The following is a 16,319-nucleotide window of genomic DNA, read 5'->3' on the forward strand; positions in this document are numbered from 1 at the left end:
CTGCTCGAAACTGTCGGAGGCACCCGGCAAGATGGTCGTCGTGCAGAAGTCCAGCGCGTTGAGCCGGTTCTCGCCCGCCACCCGGGCGTGGTTCGGCGACGTCTTCGAGGCGGCCACCCCGGCCCAGCTCGAGGCGTGGGACGCGATCACCGCGGGCCGGGATGCGCTGGTGGTCGCCCCGACGGGCTCCGGCAAGACGCTGGCCGCGTTCCTGTGGGCGCTCGACCGGCTCGCGACGACCCCGCCGCCGGAGGATCCGAAGCTGCGCTGCCGCGTGCTCTACGTGTCTCCGCTGAAGGCGCTGGCGGTCGACGTCGAGCGCAACCTGCGGGCGCCGCTGATCGGGATCCGGGAGACCGCGCGGCGGCTCGGCGAGGCTCCGGTCGACGTCGAGGTCGCGGTGCGATCCGGCGACACCCCGGCGGCTGATCGGCGACGGTTCGCCACCCGGCCGTCCGACGTACTGATCACCACCCCGGAGTCGTTGTTCCTGCTGCTGACCTCGCAGGGGCGTGAGTCGCTGCGAGGCGTCGAGACCGTCATCGTCGACGAGGTGCACGCGGTCGCCGGGACGAAGCGCGGAGCGCACCTGGCGCTGACGCTGGAGCGGCTGGATTCGCTGCTCCCCAAGCCCGCGCAGCGGATCGGGTTGTCGGCGACGGTGCGTCCGGTCGAGGAGGTCGCGCGGTTCCTCGGCGGGGAGCGGCCGGTCACGGTGGTGCAGCCGAAGTTCACCAAGCAGTGGGACCTGAGCGTCGTCGTACCGGTCGAAGACATGGCCGAGCTGGCGAGCACAGAGCTGGAGACCTCGGGTTCGGCCGCTGGGCCGCCGCAGCACGCGTCGATCTGGCCACATGTCGAGGAGCAGGTGTTCAACCTGATCGAGCAGCACCGCTCGACGATCGTCTTCGCGAACTCGCGCCGCCTCGCGGAGCGCCTGACCGCCCGGCTGAACGAGATCGCTGCCGAGCGCGCCGAGCGCGAGCTGGCCGACGAGGGATCGCCGGCGCAGGTGATGGCGCAGTCCGGCGCCTCGCTCGCGGCGCCGCCGTTGATCGCCAAGGCGCACCACGGTTCGGTCAGCAAGGAGCAACGCGCGCTGATCGAGGCGGATCTGAAGTCCGGCCGATTGCCTTGTGTGGTGGCCACGAGCAGTCTTGAGCTCGGTATCGACATGGGCGCGGTCGACCTCGTCGTCCAGGTCGAGGCACCGCCGTCGGTCGCGAGCGGACTGCAGCGGGTCGGACGCGCCGGTCACCAGGTCGGTGCGGTGTCGCGTGGTGTGCTGTTCCCGAAGTTCCGCGGCGATCTGATCGATACCGCGGTGGTCGTGCAGCGGATGCGGGACGGGTTGATCGAGAGCCTGCACATCCCGGCCAATCCGCTCGACGTGCTCGCTCAGCAGATCGTGTCGATCGTCGCGCTCGATGCCGTCGACGTCGACGAGCTCTTCACGCTGGTACGGCGCTCTGCCCCGTTCGCGGCGTTGCCCCGCTCGGCGTATGACGGGGTGCTCGACATGTTGTCCGGCCGCTACCCGTCGGACGAGTTCGCGGAGTTGCGGCCGCGGATCGTGTTCGACCGGGTCAGTGGTGAGATCACCGGCCGGCCCGGAGCTCAGCGGCTCGCGGTGACCAGTGGGGGCACGATTCCCGACCGCGGGCTGTTCGGCGTCTTCCTGGTCGGCGAGTCGACCAATCACCGCGTCGGCGAGCTGGACGAGGAGATGGTCTACGAGTCGCGCGTCGGTGACGTGTTCACGCTCGGGGCGTCGAGCTGGCGGATCGAGGACATCACCCACGACCGGGTGCTGGTCTCCCCCGCGCCCGGTCAGCCGGGGCGGTTGCCGTTCTGGAAGGGTGACGCGGTCGGGCGACCGGCCGAGCTGGGCGCGGCGACGGGTGCCTTCGTGCGCAAGATGGCTGCGTTGCCGGCGGCCAAGGCGATCGAGCGGGCGCGAGCCGCGGGCCTCGACGAGTATGCGGCGAACAACCTCGTGTCGTACCTGGCTGAACAGCGCGAAGCGACGAGCCGGGTGCCGGACGACGTGACGATTCTCGTGGAGCGATTCCGCGATGAGCTGGGCGACTGGCGAGTCTGCATCCATTCGCCGTACGGCGGCCAGGTGCACGGACCGTGGGCACTGGCGATCGCAGCGCGGTTGCGCGAGCGGTACGGGATGGATGCACAGTCGGTGTCCGGGGACGACGGGATCGTGCTGCGGCTGCCGGAGACCGACGAGGCGCCGCCCGGTGCCGAGCTGGTGCTGTTCGATGCAGCCGACATCGAAGATCTGGTCACGACCGAGGTCGGCGGGTCGGCGCTGTTCGCCGCGAGATTCCGCGAGTGTGCGGCGCGCGCGCTGCTGCTCCCCCGGCGGAATCCGGGGCGCCGGTCACCGCTGTGGCAGCAGCGTCAGCGATCCGCGCAGCTGCTGAGTGTCGCGAGCAAGTACGGCTCGTTCCCGATCGTGCTCGAGACCCTGCGTGAGGTGCTGCAGGACGTTTACGACCTGCCCGCGTTGAAGGATCTGCTGACCGGGATCAGCGAGCGCCGGATCTCGGTGGTCGAGGTCGAGACCTCCGAGGCGTCGCCGTTCGCGAAGTCGCTGCTGTTCGGCTATGTGGGCGCCTTCATGTACGAGGGCGATACGCCGCTGGCGGAGAAGCGGGCAGCGGCGCTTTCGCTGGATCAGAGCCTGCTCTCGGAGCTGCTCGGGCGCACCGAGCTGCGGGAGCTGCTCGACGCCGAGGTCGTCTTGCGGACCGAGGCCGAGCTGCAGCGCCTGGCCGAGGATCGGCGAGCGCGGGATGCCGAGGGACTGTTCGACGTACTGCGTCTGGTCGGGCCGCTGTCGGTGTCCGAGGCGTCGCAGCGTTGTGTCGACGGCGCGGATGCCGAGGCCTGGTTGACGGATCTGGCCGCCGCCCGCCGGGTCGTGCGGGTCAGGATCGCCGGTGAACATCGCTGGGCGGTCGTTGAGGACGTGGCGCGCCTGCGCGACGCACTCGGCGTACCGCTGCCGCCGGGGATCGCCGAAGCGCATGCCGAGCCGGTCGCGGATCCACTCGGCGATCTGGTCTCCCGGTACGCGCGGACGCATGGTCCGTTCCGCGCGATCGATCTTGCGACCCATCTCGGCATCGGTGTTGCCGTCGTCAACGAAGCGTTGCGTCGGCTGGGCGCGGCCGGGCGTGTGGTCGAGGGTGAGTTCCTGCCCGGCGGAATCGCGATGGAGTGGTGTGACAGCGAGATCCTGCGACTGCTCCGCCGTCGTTCACTGGCCGCGCTGCGCAAGGAGGTCGAGCCCGTCGATCCGTCGGCGCTCGCCCGGTTCCTGCCTGCGTGGCAAGGCATCACCAGCAGCCGCGGCCGTGGGTACGACGTACTCCTGGGAGCCGTTGAGCAGTTGGCCGGATGCGCCGTACCGGCGTCCGCGCTCGAGTCGATCGTGCTGCCCTCGCGAGTCCCCGGCTATCAGCCGTCGATGCTGGACGAGCTGACCGCGACCGGTGAGGTGGTGTGGGCCGGGTCGGGCTCGTTGCCGGGCACGGACGGCTGGGTGTCGCTGCATCTGGCCGACAACTGCGATCTGACGTTGCCTGATCCGGATCCGGCGTTCGAGATCGGTGAGACACACCAAGCGGTGCTCGACGCCTTGTCCACAGGCGGCGCATTCTTCTTCCGTCAGCTCAGCGATGCCGTGGGCGCGCCAACCGGAGTGGTCGATGACGAGACCATGGTGACCGTGCTGTGGGACCTCGTCTGGGCCGGCCACCTCACCAACGACACCCTCACCCCGGTGCGGTCGCTGGTCGGTGGCGGTCGAGGCAGTCATCGCACGCGTCGGGCCACCCCTCGCGCGCGGCCTGGGCGTCCGATGCGGCCGGGTCGGCCGGCGATGCCTGCGCGCAGTGGTCCACCGACAGCGGGTGGTCGCTGGTCGTTGCTTCCGGCCCGCAACGAGGACACGACGCGCCGAGCTCATGCGGCGGCGGAGACTTTGCTCGACCGGTACGGGATCGTCACCCGTGGTTCGGTGATCACCGAGCGGACTCCCGGTGGGTTTGCGGCGGTCTACAAGGTGCTGAGTGCCTTCGAGGAGTCCGGGCGCTGCCGTCGCGGATACTTCGTCGCCGGGTTGGGCGCTGCGCAGTTCGCGCTGCCGGGTGCGGTCGATCGGCTGCGCGCGCTGGCTGAGCTGCCTGGATCCCTCGGCGGCAGCGGGCGCGGCAAGCGCGACGAGGAGCCGGCGACGCGGGCCGTCGTACTGGCCGCGTCCGATCCTGCGAACCCGTACGGCGCCGCGCTCCCCTGGCCGGAGCGTGACGGTGCGAGTGGGCATCGACCGGGGCGTAAGGCCGGGGCTCTGGTCGTCATGGTCGACGGCCGGTTGATCGTCTATGTCGAGCGCGGCGGGCGGACCGTGCTGAGCTTCACGGAGGATGTCGAGCTGCTGCAGCCCGCGGTGGATGCGCTGGCGCTGTCGATCCGGGACGGCCAGCTCGGGAAGTTGAGTGTCGAGACTGCGGACGGCGAGCAGGTTCGGCATACGGCGTTCGGGGATGCGCTGGCCAAGGCCGGCTTCCACGCGACTCCTCGCGGACTCCGGCTCCGTGCCTGAGGGAGACACCGTCTGGCGGGCCTGCCAGCGCCTCAACCAGGCGCTCGGCGGCCAGGAGCTGGTGCGGACGGACTTCCGGGTGCCGACGCTCGCGACGACCGACCTCAGCGGCCGGACCGTGCTCGAGGTCGTTGCTCGCGGCAAGCATCTGCTGATGCGGCTGTCCGGCGATGTGACCATCCACAGTCACTTCCGGATGGACGGGAGCTGGCACTTGTACCGGCCTGGTGAGAAGTGGCGTGGCGGAGCGTCCCATCAGATCCGTGCCGTGCTTGAGACAGCATCCTGGACCGCCGTGGGTTACCGGCTGCCGGTGCTCGACCTGGTCGCGACAGACGCGGAGAACTCCGTCGTCGGGCACCTTGGCCCCGATCTACTGGCTCCCGACTTCGACCGGTCGCTGGCGATCGCCAATCTGGAAGCCGAACCTGACCGCACCATCAGCGAGGCCTTGCTCGATCAGCGCAACCTCGCCGGCATCGGCAACTTCTACCGCACCGAGGTCTGTTTCCTGCTCGGCCTGCATCCCTGGCGGCCGGTCTCATCGGTCGACCTCGCGGCCGCGGTCGATCTGAGCCGCCGGCTGCTGAAGGCCAACCTCCGCAACGGCACCCAGGTCAGTACCGGCGTCGACCGGCCCGGGCAACGCACCTGGGTCTTCGAGCGGGCCGGCAAACCCTGCCGCCGCTGCCGGACCACGATCAGTACGGCGATGATCGGCGAACCGCCCCGCGACCGGATCACCTACTGGTGCCCGGCCTGTCAGCCCGCGGTCGATTCCGGCACGAACTGACCTGTGGACAACTCCGGCCGCGGGCCGGAACGCGGATATCTTCTCTGGCGTATCGAACATGTGTTCGACCGAGAGGAGAGGCTGATGTGTGACGTCTGCGGTGGCATCACCGCCCAGGAGTATGCGGACTCGATCGAGGCGAGGATCCGGACCTACGGCTGGACCGTGCAGTACGTCGAGGGCGACGGCGAGCGGAATCCCGGCTTCGGGTACACGATCGGCCTGACGCAGTACGACCATCCCGAGATCATCGTCTTCGATCCGGGGTCGGACTCGGCCTATCTGAGCCTGGAGCCGCTCGCGTGGGCGGTGCTCGCGGGTGACAGCTTCGGCGAGGGCGATGACCTGTCGGAGTTCTTTCCACCACCGGACCGGGCGGAGCTCCTGAGCTTCCCCGACTCGGCGACGCACCTGTTCACCGCGAACACGATCTTCCGGGACGTAGGTGACCCACCAGTGCCCGCGCTGCAACTCGTCCGCACCGCGCGGAACCCCTTCCGCACCGCGTCCGGGGGTCGCTGATGCCGGCCGCATGGGCCGGGTGGCGGGGCCGATCAGGCCGCGGAGGCCACGACCTCGGCTTCGATGGTCGTCGGATGTGCCAGGACGAGAGCCTCTTCGCGGGCCAGGTCTTCACTCACCTCGGCGAACACGGCCGACAGCGGCACCTCGAGGGCCATGCAGATCGCCGCCAGCAGCTCGCTGGAGGCCTCCTTCTGGCCGCGCTCGACCTCGGAGAGATAGCCGAGACTGACGCGCGCGTCGGCGGACACCTCGCGAAGAGTGCGCCCCTGGCGCAGCCGCTTACGCCGCAGGACGTCGCCCAGCAGGCCACGAACCAGCACCATGAGGTTTCTCCCTTCCGCCTGTCCGGCCGTCGCTACTCGCACCGTAGCCCGACCGTGGGAACCAACGGTACCCGTTGCCGGGTCACTACTCCTCGCAATGTCCACCTTCGGTGCGCCGTGCCAGTCTGCCCTACCTGTCGCCATGCTGGTCTCAACACCCCGATCAGTCCAGTTCTTCCGTCACAAGTGACGCCACGAGCTCCAGCGCGGCCTCCACAGTTGCCTTCCGCACCGCGCTGCGATCACCACTCAACAGCAGCTTCCGCACCTGTACGGCGCTTGGTCCGGCCGCCGCGATGTACACCGTGCCCGCCTCGACCCCCGCCTGCGGGTCAGGTCCGGCCACGCCGGTCGTGGCAAGCCCGTAGGTGGCCTCCAGGCGCTCCCGGACGCCGGTGGCGAGCGCTGCTGCAGTGTCGGGGTGCACCGGGCCTACAGCGTCCAAAAGGTCCTGAGGGACGCCCGCAAGCTTGGCCTTCAGGTCGGTCGCATAGACCACCACCCCACCCCGGTACACCGCAGACACCCCCGCCACGTCCGTCAGGGCCGCACCGACCATTCCCCCGGTCAACGACTCAGCAGTAGCCAAAGTCTCGCCCCGCGCCTTCAAAACTCCGACCAACCAGGCGACGCCGCCCCAACCGGTGCTCTCCATGCCCCCATTCCACCCCATCGGGCCGGGTGGCGGCGGGTTACGGGAGGGGGTGTTTGGCGGCAGCGCGGAGGCGGAGCGCGCGGACGAGGTAGTCCCCGCCGGTGATCAGGGTGACGGCTACGGCGGCGGTCATGATGACGATCGCGCTCCAGTGCAGGAGGCCGAAGGACTGCCACGGCAGCAGGTAGAGGCCCAGAGCGATGGCCTGGAGGACTGTCTTGAGCTTGCCGCCGCGGCTGGCAGGCATGACGCCGTGCCGGATGACCCAGAAACGGAGGGCAGTGACACCCCATTCACGGACCAGGACGACGACAGTCACCCACCACGGCAGTTCGTGGAGCAGGGAGAGGCCGATGAAGGCGGCTCCGGTGAGGGCCTTGTCGGCGATCGGATCGGCGATCTTGCCGAAGTTCGTGACCAGGTTCCAGCGGCGGGCGATGTCACCGTCGAAGCGGTCGGTGACGATCGCGACGACGAAGGCGGCCGTGGCCAGCAGGCGGGTCCCGGTGTCGGTGCCGTCGTGGCGGAGCAGCAGCCAGACGAACAGCGGGACCAGGACGAGCCGCAGCACGGTGAGCGCGTTCGGGACGTTCCACGCGCTCGGCGCGTGGACCCGCCCGGCGGCGCGCGGAACCGGGTTCGACGGGTTGGTCACGCGGTCAGGTTAGCGGCCGGACGGTCGTCCTGGGGATTCACCACCGCGGCGAACTCCGCGATCAGGTCGACACCGTCGCTGCCGACCACCTTCGCGGCGACCAGATCACCGATCCGGACACCCTCGGGAAGACCGACCAGCGTGGTCGAACCGTCCACCTCGGGGCCCTGGTGGGCGGCCCGGCCTTCGCCGGTCTGACCGGCGGCAGCCGTGTCCGCCGCGGCTGCAGCATCGTCAATGCCGGCGCCGTCGGTGTCGTCGGTGGCGGTGTCGTCGGTGGCGGTGTCGTCGGTGGAGGTGCCGAGGGATTCGACGAGGACCTCGACGAGTTCGCCGATGCGGGCTTCGGCGCGGGCGGAGGTGAGGTCTTCGGCGAGGCGGGTGACGCGGTCGAGGCGGGCGGCGATGGTGTCCTCGTCGAGTTTGCCGTCGTAGCTCTCGGCCTCGGTGCCGTCCTCGTCGGAGTACCCGAAGACGCCGATGGCGTCCAGGCCGGCGCGGGACAGGAAGTCGCAGAGGATGTCGACGTCTTCCTCGGTCTCACCGGGGAAGCCGACGATGACGTTGCTGCGGATGCCGGCGGCGGGCGCGGCGGCGCGGACCTGGGCGATCAGTTCGAGGAAGCGTTCGGAGTCACCGAAGCGGCGCATGCGGCGCAGGAGCGGGCCGGAGGCGTGCTGGAAGGAGAGATCGAAGTACGGGACGACACCAGGGGTCGAGGTCATCGCAGCGAGCAGCGTCGGACGCATCTCGGCGGGCTGCAGGTAGGAGACGCGGACGCGGGTGATGCCGGGAACCTCGGCGATCTCGCCGACGAGGGTCTCGAGCAGGCGGAGGTCGCCGAGGTCCTTGCCGTAGGAGGTGGAGTTCTCGGAGACGAGGAAGAGTTCGCGTACGCCGTTCTCCGCGAGCCACTGGGCTTCGCCGAGCACCTCGGTGGGGCGGCGGGAGATGAACGCACCGCGGAACATCGGGATCGCGCAGAAGGCACACCGACGGTCGCAGCCGGACGCCAGCTTCAGCGGAGCCATCGGGCCACCGTCGAGGCGACGCCGGACGACGCGCGGGCCGCTGGCCGGGGCCGACGCGAGGTCCGGGGCGTCGATCTTCAGTTCCTCGCCTGCGCCGGAGGGGCTGACCATGCGGCCCTTCAACGGCTGGCCGGCGGCCGAATCCACGATGCTCTGGTCCGCAGCGCCACCGGTTCCGACCGGCTTGAGCGCGGACGGGATGTGGTCACCGAGCGTGCCCGGGCCGTGGGTGTGGTCGCCGTGGCCGGGAGTGGCAACCGGGGCGGCGGACTGGCGGGCAGCCGGCGAGAGCGGGAGGAGCTTGCGGCGGTCCCGCGGCGTGTGCGGGTGGTGCTTGTTGCCCGCCAGGATCGAGCGGAGGCGGTCGGAGATGTCGGCGTAGTCGTCGAAGCTCAGGACTGCGTCGGTCTCGGGGAGGGCGTCGGCGAGCTGGTCGCCGTAGCGCTCGGCCAGGCAGCCGACGGCGACGACGGCCTGGGTGCGGCCGGAGTCCTTGTAGTCGGCCGCGGCCAGCAGCGTGTCGACGGAGTCCTTCTTCGCGGCCTCGACGAAACCACAGGTGTTCACCACCACGGTGTCCGCGTCGGCGGCGTCATCGACGAGGCGGAAGCCGCCCGCTTCGAGACGGCCGGCGAGCTCCTCGGAGTCGACGTCGTTGCGGGCACAGCCCAGCGTGACCAGGGCAACAGTGACGGGTGGCGTAGTCATCACACCGAGTATGACGCGCGGCCCAGCCTCACACCTAACCGCGACCGGGCTCCGGCACGCACTGACGCCGTGAGCGTGGCCACACGCTGTGAGTCGCTACTTCTTCGCGAGGGTGCCGTCAGGGTGGGCGACGAAGCGGTAGAGCTTGGTCGCCTGCGGTTTCCCGTTGACCTTGATGACGAGATTGCCAGGAGCACCGGCGGAGACCCTGATGTCACCCACGGCGGTCACCGTCTGCACCGAGCCCGGACCGACGAGGCCCTGGAAGAGCCGCTTGCCCTTCTTGTCGCGCAGCGTGACGTAGGAGCCGTTGTTCTTCGCGGTCAGCGTGAGCGTGGTCTTGGTGGGAACGACCGGCGGTGCGACGGGCTTCTTCTTCGTCGGGACCACAGTCGGTTTCGGCGTCGGCTTCGACGGCTGAGTGGTGACCGTGGCGGTCGCGGTCGTCTGCGACGCGTTGGCCTCGATATCACTCGGCACCTTGTAGAGGCGGATCATCCCCCAGCCCATCAGAGCGACCAGAATCGCGCCGAGGACGATGCCCCAGCGCGGGCGGGCCGGGTGCAGGGTCGGGCCCTTGATCGCGGCACGTTCCTCGCGGCGGGACTTCTCCTCCTCGGCGGCGTGCTCGGCGTCGAACTTCGCCACCAGCGGGTCCGGGTCGGCCTTGACCACGCGCGCGATCGAACGGATGTGACCGCGCGCGTAGAAATTGCCGCCACAGCGGGAGAAGTCGTCGGCCTCCATGGCGGTGAGCAGCCCGGATCTGATCCGGGTGGCGGCACTCAGCTGCTCGATCGTCATGTCGGCCCGTTCACGGGCCGCCGTGAGCTCGCTACCGATGCTCACGTGGTCACCGTCCTCTCCGTCGCCCGATCCGAAGTGCGGGCCATCAGCATCGAAAAGATTCATCAATGCCGGCAGCCGGACCGCCGACACCAAGTCAACGGTCGTCGCCCGATGGGGTCACGGACAAGTCAGAGTTGCTCGCGCACCGGACATCTGGCGTCCGCGAGCATATGCAAAGCCTGGACCACTTCCCCGTTCGACGGCCGTGCCGTCAACCCGAACGGTACCGCGAGTGAGGACCCGGTCAGACGACGGTTCGCATCCGTGATCTTGCGCGTCGTACTCGGCATCGCGGCCAGCGTGGGCCCAGGATCCAGCAGGTGCACGGCAATCCGGCCGTCGTCGAGCGGGTGCCGGCGCTTCAGCACCGTCACTTCCTCGATGTCCTGCCAGCGTGTCCCGATCCATTCGTTGCGGATCCGCAACCGGATCCCGACGTCGTCGGCGACCAGCATGTCCCCGACGGTCAGGGCCCGGGCACAGATCACTGCCAGTACGGCGAACGCTGCCGCCGCGAACCAGCGCAGCACGCCGGTCGCCGTACCGGACGCGGACGTCGCAAAACCGACGGCCACCAGGGCGGCGCCGAGGGCCAATCCCCCGTGCACCTTCTGGGAGGCGCGGATGGTGAAGGGAACGGGCCGGTCGTCGAGGTCGAACCCCTCAGGACGTGGCTGATGATGTGTCACGGCGCTCGCTTCGGTCACGATCACTCTCCTCGGAGGGTGGTGATGAAGTCTTCCAGGTCGTCCGGTTTCACCAGGACGTCCCGTGCCTTGGATCCCTCACTGGGTCCGACGACACCCCGGCTCTCGAGGATGTCCATCAACCGGCCGGCCTTGGCGAAGCCGACCCGCAGCTTGCGTTGCAGCATCGACGTCGAGCCGAACTGGGTCGAGACGATCAGTTCGGCGGCCTGGACGACCAGGTCCATGTCGTCGCCGATCTCGTCGTCGAGATCCTTGCTCGGCGCCGCGGCGACGGTGACGTCCTCGCGGTACGTCGGCTCCAGCTGGGTCTTGGTGTGCTCGACCACCGCGTGGATCTCGGCCTCCGTGACCCAGGCACCCTGGATACGCATCGGCTTGCTCGCACCCATCGGCAGGAACAGACCGTCACCCTGACCGACCAGCTTCTCCGCGCCGGGCTGGTCCAGGATGACCCGGCTGTCGGCCAGCGACGAGGTCGCGAACGCGAGCCGGGACGGCACGTTCGCCTTGATCAGGCCGGTGACGACATCCACCGACGGCCGCTGCGTGGCGAGCACGAGGTGGATACCGGCCGCCCGGGCCAGCTGCGTGATGCGGACGATCGAGTCCTCGACGTCGCGCGGCGCGACCATCATCAGGTCGGCCAACTCGTCGACGATCACCAACAGATACGGGTACGGCGTGAGCACGCGCTCGGATCCTGGTGGCGGCTTCACCTTGCCACCGCGGACCGCCTTGTTGAAGTCGTCCACGTGCCGGAACCCGAACGCCGCCAGGTCGTCGTACCGCATGTCCATCTCGCGGACGACCCACTGCAGTGCCTCGGCGGCCTTCTTGGCGTTGGTGATGATCGGCGTGATCAGGTGCGGGATGCCCTCGTAGCTGTTCAGCTCGACCCGCTTGGGGTCGACCAGGATCATCCGCACCTCGTCCGGGGTGGCCCGCATCAGCACCGAGGTGATCAGCGAGTTCACGAACACCGACTTACCCGATCCGGTCGCGCCGGCGACCAGCAGGTGCGGCATCTTCGCCATGTTCGCGACCACGAAGCCGCCCTCGACGTCCTTGCCCAGGCCGGCCACCATCGGGTGGTGGTCGTTGCGGGCGGTCGCCGAGCGGATCACGTCGCCGAGGCTGACGATCTCCTTGTCGGTGTTCGGGATCTCGATCCCGATCGCGGACTTGCCGGGGATCGGCGACAGGATCCGGACGTCGGCCGAGGCGACGGCGTACGCGATGTTCTTGGACAGCGCGGTGACCTTCTCGACCTTCACCGCGGAGCCGAGCTCGACCTCGTAGCGCGTCACTGTCGGGCCGCGGGTGTAGGCGGTGACCTGGGCGTCGATGCCGAACTGCTCGAACACCTCGGTGAGCCGGTCGACGACCGCGTCGGACGCCTTGGTCCGGGCCTTGTGCACCGAACCGGGCTTGAGGATCTGGCCGTCGGGCAGCGTGTACGTGATGTCACCGGACAGTTTGAGCTGCTCGACGCGCTGCGGCATCGGGGTGTGCGGCGGCGGCTCCGGAGGCGGCGCGTCGGTCACCTTGAAGCTCGGCTTGGCAGGCGCGGCGGCCTCGGAGGCACCGGCCTCCGATGCGTCGACGTCGTACGCGTCCTCGTCCGGGACCGGTGCGACCTTCGGCTTGCGGCCGCGCTTGGAGATCTCGCGTCCTTCGAGCACGGGCGAGTCGTACGGCTTGAGCAGCGGCTCGCCGTCCTCCTCGAGTGCGGCCTTGGCGCGGCGCTCCTTGCGGGTCAGCCGCACGGTGTCGTCGGTGGGCGCCTCGTTCGCGGGCGCAGCCTCCTCCGGCAGTTCCGTCCGGCCCATCAGTACGTCGAACGCCGCGCGCACTCGGACCGGGATGGCGTAGATCGCCGTCCCGGTGATGATCAGCAGGCCGAAGATCGACAGCAGCACGAGCAGCGGAGCGGCGACGTACTGGGTGAGCAGATCCGAGAGCACGGCCGAGACGGCGTACCCGATCGCGCCGCCGGCGTCGTGCAGCGGGGCGTCGTTCGGGTTGCTGGGCCGCGGGATGCCGTTGGCGATGTGCACCAGACCGAGCACGCCGAACGTCAGCAGTGTCCAGCCGATGACCTGGCGTCCAGCGGGTCCGTTGCGCTCCGGGTTGCGCAGGGTGCGGTAGGCCATCGCCAGCAGGAGTAGCGGGACAGCCCAGCCGACCATGCCGACGCTCTCGCCGACGACAGTCCGGACGCCCTTGCCGACCGCGCTGGGCATTTGCCACCAGACCGAGGCAGCGACCACGATCGCCAGCGCGATCAGGAGCAGGCCGGCGCCGTCACGGCGGTGCTCCGGGTCCAGGTCGCGGGCACCGTTGCCGATCCCGCGGACCATCTTGCCGAGCAGGTGGGCGATCCCGATCCACAGCCTGACGATGCCGCGGCCGATCGCGAGCATGGCGGCCGCGAAGGGCCCCGGTCCACTGTTTTTGGGTGTGCTGGTCCGCGCAGCGGTGCTACCACCGCGCTTGGAACTCTGCCCACGCTTCTGGGCGGCTGACGTACGGGAGCGTCCACCGGAAGCCGTTCGGGCCGTACTCGGCCGTTTGGCTGCCGACTTCTGCGCCCGCGCCGGGGAAGACGTGCGGGTCGCCATATCTAGCAGGCTACCTCCAATACCACTCGAGTCTCACGTGTCACACGCCGATCACGCTGCCCCATCCGTAGCGTCACGGCTCAGAAGGCTGGCCACGTCCCAGTGGGACGCTGCTGACCGGTACCTGGTGCCTTCCAGTCACAAACACCCTGCGGGAAGGCCTTCCGGAGGGCGCCCCACTGGGCCGCACTGAACCGGATCTTGTAGTCGGCCGGTGACAGTGGGCGCAGTTGGCACTTGATGATGTCGTTGGCGACGGATGCGCCGGCTACCTGACGCGGTGCCGGCCAGACGGGGTACAGGCTGTTGCAGCGCGTCGTACCGATGCCGTTGACCTGCTTCTCGACGATCTTGGCGCCCTGTGGAGTCCAGCAGGCCTCCACGAGTGACGACGGCTTGTTGCGAACCAGCCGCGCATGCGCCGAGCCAGGGCCGTTGTCGGCGTCCATGGCGTCCATCCACTGGTCCAGCGCCTTCAGTGCGGACAGAACGACCGGATTGCTGCTGTTGAAGCCGGCGGTCGATTCGCCGGACTGCACCAGCATCACCTGGTTGTCCGCGTCGCCATTGGCCTTGATCAGCCGCTGCCGCAGCGAGAAGGAGTGGAACATCAGGTGGATGTCGCCGTTCGGCAGTTCGTCCAGGTACTGCCGGTAGTCGATGATCGGCGTGTTCGCCAGTCCCCCACCGCCGTTGAGCAACTGTCCGGTCCGGTACGCCGTTCTGATCGCCGACGGATCGGCCACCGTGCGACCGGGGACGAAGTTGGCGTCGGCGTCGAAGCCGCCGATCGCTCGGTTCAGGTCGACGAACTGGGCAGCGGTGATCCTGCCCGCGTTGAGCGCGGCCAGGCCGTACTGGATCCCGACGTTGTCGAGCGGCCGCCGAAGGACACCGGAAGCGTTCTTGCCCCAGATGTTGACCTGGTGGTCGTAGACGTCGCATCGCGCGCCGTCCGGGTTGCCCACCGGGTCGTAGCGCTGTTCGACGGGTAGTTGCTCAGGGCAATAAACCCGCGGGTCGATCCGGCGCCCGGCGGCGGCCAGGTTCGCGATCGTCCCGACTTTGCCGAACCCGGCCGCGGCCTGCTTCTCGGCATCGCTCCAGCCGTCGGCCGACTGGAAGTAGTGATCGAGCAGCAGCGCGTCGGTGATCGTGTGCAGCGTAGCGAACCCGACCTCGGGGAACACGCACGACGCGATGATCCCGTCCAGCAGGCCCGGGTAGTTGTCGGCGATCTGGAACACCTGGTACGAACCGCCCGAGCAGCCCCAGCCGATGGTCTGCCGAGGTACGCCGATCGTCTCGATGATGTGCTCACGCGTCATCGCCATCGTCTCGGCGGCGAGCACCCCGTTGCAGTTCACCCCGAACACGTTCAGGGTCGATGAGGCAACGGCGTACCCGCGACCCAGCAGGACGTCGTCGTTGATGCCACCGGTAGCGCTCCCCTGCTGGTACCACCCGCCCGGGCAACCACCACCGAAGGTGTAGATCAGTCGGCCGTTCCAGCCCGACGGCGGCCGCAATGCGCTCGGCGCACCCTCAGCGCGATCGTGCAGTACGGCATACTCGTAGATCGACCGGTTGATCACACCGGTCTCGACGCGGACGATGTACGGCACCCGCCGCCCGTCCGACGTGGTCGTGGTGGCCAGGTCGGCCGGTTTCGTTGCCGGAAGCACCTTGAGCGACCGGTCGACCGTCGAGCGGTACAGGTAGTCGACCCGGGTCGGCACCGAGCAGTCTGGTCCGGTCGCCGGACCGAGCTTTACCTTCGCGAGCGTGACGAAGCCCGCCGTCCCGCAGATGTACGGCGTCTCGTGCGGACCCGCCAGCATCGGGCCGGAGCGCGGATAGTTCGTGAGGCCGAGCCGAGCCTCACCCGCGGTCACCGTATTCCGCCCGACGACCAGACCGCGCACCAGACCAACCAGTTGACCCGCGGTCCTGGTGAAGGCGTCGGTGACGTCACGCCCGTTCAGCTCGACAGTGAGGTTCTCGAGGTTGCGGCCGGTGATGCCGATCAGCGCATTACCGTCACTGACGAAGTCGGGCCGCGGCGTCGACAACACCTCGATCCGGACGCCGTACGCAGCACTCGCCGGCGCAACGAGCAACGCGGTCAACACCGCGAAGATCAGCGCGACGAGGGCGGCCGGACGCTTCATGGCAGGAAGTTGACCACAGCGCCCGGGCCATCGGAAGGGTTGTTACCAGATCGATCAGAGGGTGTGTGGGGTTCCCAGACAGCCTCTTAAGCTCCGGTGGTGCCGTCGAGTTGTTCCCGCAGCAGGTCGGCATGCCCGCAGTGCCGGGCGTACTCGCCGACCAGGTGGATGTAGATCATCCGGAGCGTCGACTCCGTGCCGCCGAACTCGAACCGCTCGTCGAACGACCGCCCGGCCGCTGCTTCGTCGGACAGCTTCCATTCCGCGATCAGACCCTCGTACGCCGTTTCCGCGTCCGCCGGATCGATGATCTCGAAGTCGGCGTCCTTGCCGAGCTCGGGCGCGAACAGCGGTTCGGCCTTCTCGCCGGCCGCGAAGTGGATCCGGAACCAGATCCGCTCGACCTTGGTCAGATGCCGGATCAGCCCGAGCAACGACAGGTTCGACGGCGGCGACGGCCGGCTGGCGAGCTGCTCGGCGGTCAGACCAGCGCACTTGTGCAGCAACGTGGTCCGGTAAAAGTCCAGATAACCGCGCAGCAGCTCGGTTTCCGGTGCCGTCAACGAGCCTTCGGGCCGCTCAACCTCAGGTGCGGTCCACGCCGCGATGTCGATCATCCCGCCATCCAACACGTCGTACCGGGCCATCGCGAAC

12 protein-coding genes are annotated in these 16,319 nt (G+C 69.0%); 3 read left to right on the top strand and 9 right to left on the bottom strand.

The features are described 5' to 3' along the window. The first annotated feature begins 31 nt into the window (after positions 1–31). From ACFVWG_RS05490 to ACFVWG_RS05500, 3 genes are all read left to right on the top strand, one after another. Positions 32–4,624, top strand: a complete 4,593-nt coding sequence (locus tag ACFVWG_RS05490; protein ID WP_391541921.1) for an ATP-dependent helicase — start codon at positions 32–34, stop codon at positions 4,622–4,624. After that, positions 4,617–5,417 (top strand): Fpg/Nei family DNA glycosylase, encoded by an 801-nt coding sequence (locus ACFVWG_RS05495; RefSeq protein WP_391541922.1) that lies wholly within the window; start codon positions 4,617–4,619, stop codon positions 5,415–5,417. The genes ACFVWG_RS05490 and ACFVWG_RS05495 overlap by 8 nt, the downstream gene beginning before the upstream one ends. A gap of 84 nt (positions 5,418–5,501) precedes the next feature. Beyond that, positions 5,502–5,939, top strand: a complete 438-nt coding sequence (locus ACFVWG_RS05500) for a DUF4262 domain-containing protein (protein ID WP_391541923.1) — start codon at positions 5,502–5,504, stop codon at positions 5,937–5,939. 32 nt (positions 5,940–5,971) lie between these two features. Here ACFVWG_RS05500 and ACFVWG_RS05505 read toward each other — a convergent pair whose 3' ends face one another. From ACFVWG_RS05505 to ACFVWG_RS05545, 9 genes are all read right to left on the bottom strand, one after another. Continuing rightward, positions 5,972–6,265: a helix-turn-helix domain-containing protein gene (locus tag ACFVWG_RS05505; protein ID WP_391541924.1), complete on the bottom strand. Its 294-nt coding sequence runs from the start codon at positions 6,263–6,265 to the stop codon at positions 5,972–5,974. A gap of 163 nt (positions 6,266–6,428) precedes the next feature. After that, positions 6,429–6,920, bottom strand: a complete 492-nt coding sequence (locus tag ACFVWG_RS05510; protein WP_391541925.1) for a CinA family protein — start codon at positions 6,918–6,920, stop codon at positions 6,429–6,431. A 37-nt stretch (positions 6,921–6,957) separates the two neighbouring features. After that, positions 6,958–7,575 (bottom strand): CDP-diacylglycerol--glycerol-3-phosphate 3-phosphatidyltransferase, encoded by a 618-nt coding sequence (pgsA, locus tag ACFVWG_RS05515; RefSeq protein ID WP_391541926.1) that lies wholly within the window; start codon positions 7,573–7,575, stop codon positions 6,958–6,960. After that, positions 7,572–9,314 (bottom strand): MiaB/RimO family radical SAM methylthiotransferase, encoded by a 1,743-nt coding sequence (locus tag ACFVWG_RS05520; RefSeq protein ID WP_391541927.1) that lies wholly within the window; start codon positions 9,312–9,314, stop codon positions 7,572–7,574. The genes pgsA and ACFVWG_RS05520 overlap by 4 nt, the downstream gene beginning before the upstream one ends. Before the next feature lie 96 nt (positions 9,315–9,410). Then, positions 9,411–10,163, bottom strand: a complete 753-nt coding sequence (locus tag ACFVWG_RS05525; RefSeq protein WP_391541928.1) for a helix-turn-helix domain-containing protein — start codon at positions 10,161–10,163, stop codon at positions 9,411–9,413. A gap of 128 nt (positions 10,164–10,291) precedes the next feature. Further along, positions 10,292–10,870, bottom strand: a complete 579-nt coding sequence (locus tag ACFVWG_RS05530; RefSeq protein WP_391541929.1) for a hypothetical protein — start codon at positions 10,868–10,870, stop codon at positions 10,292–10,294. A 2-nt stretch (positions 10,871–10,872) separates the two neighbouring features. After that, positions 10,873–13,494: a DNA translocase FtsK 4TM domain-containing protein gene (locus ACFVWG_RS05535; RefSeq protein ID WP_391541930.1), complete on the bottom strand. Its 2,622-nt coding sequence runs from the start codon at positions 13,492–13,494 to the stop codon at positions 10,873–10,875. Between the two features lie 80 nt (positions 13,495–13,574). Next, positions 13,575–15,665 (bottom strand): DUF6351 family protein, encoded by a 2,091-nt coding sequence (locus tag ACFVWG_RS05540; RefSeq protein WP_391541931.1) that lies wholly within the window; start codon positions 15,663–15,665, stop codon positions 13,575–13,577. Between the two features lie 86 nt (positions 15,666–15,751). Next, the gene (locus ACFVWG_RS05545) at positions 15,752–16,282 is read right to left on the bottom strand and encodes a DinB family protein (RefSeq protein WP_391541932.1); all 531 of its coding nucleotides are present in this window, start codon (positions 16,280–16,282) and stop codon (positions 15,752–15,754) included. Positions 16,283–16,319 lie beyond the last annotated feature (37 nt).

The organism is Kribbella sp. NPDC058245, assembly GCF_042882005.1.
Taxonomy (GTDB): domain Bacteria; phylum Actinomycetota; class Actinomycetes; order Propionibacteriales; family Kribbellaceae; genus Kribbella.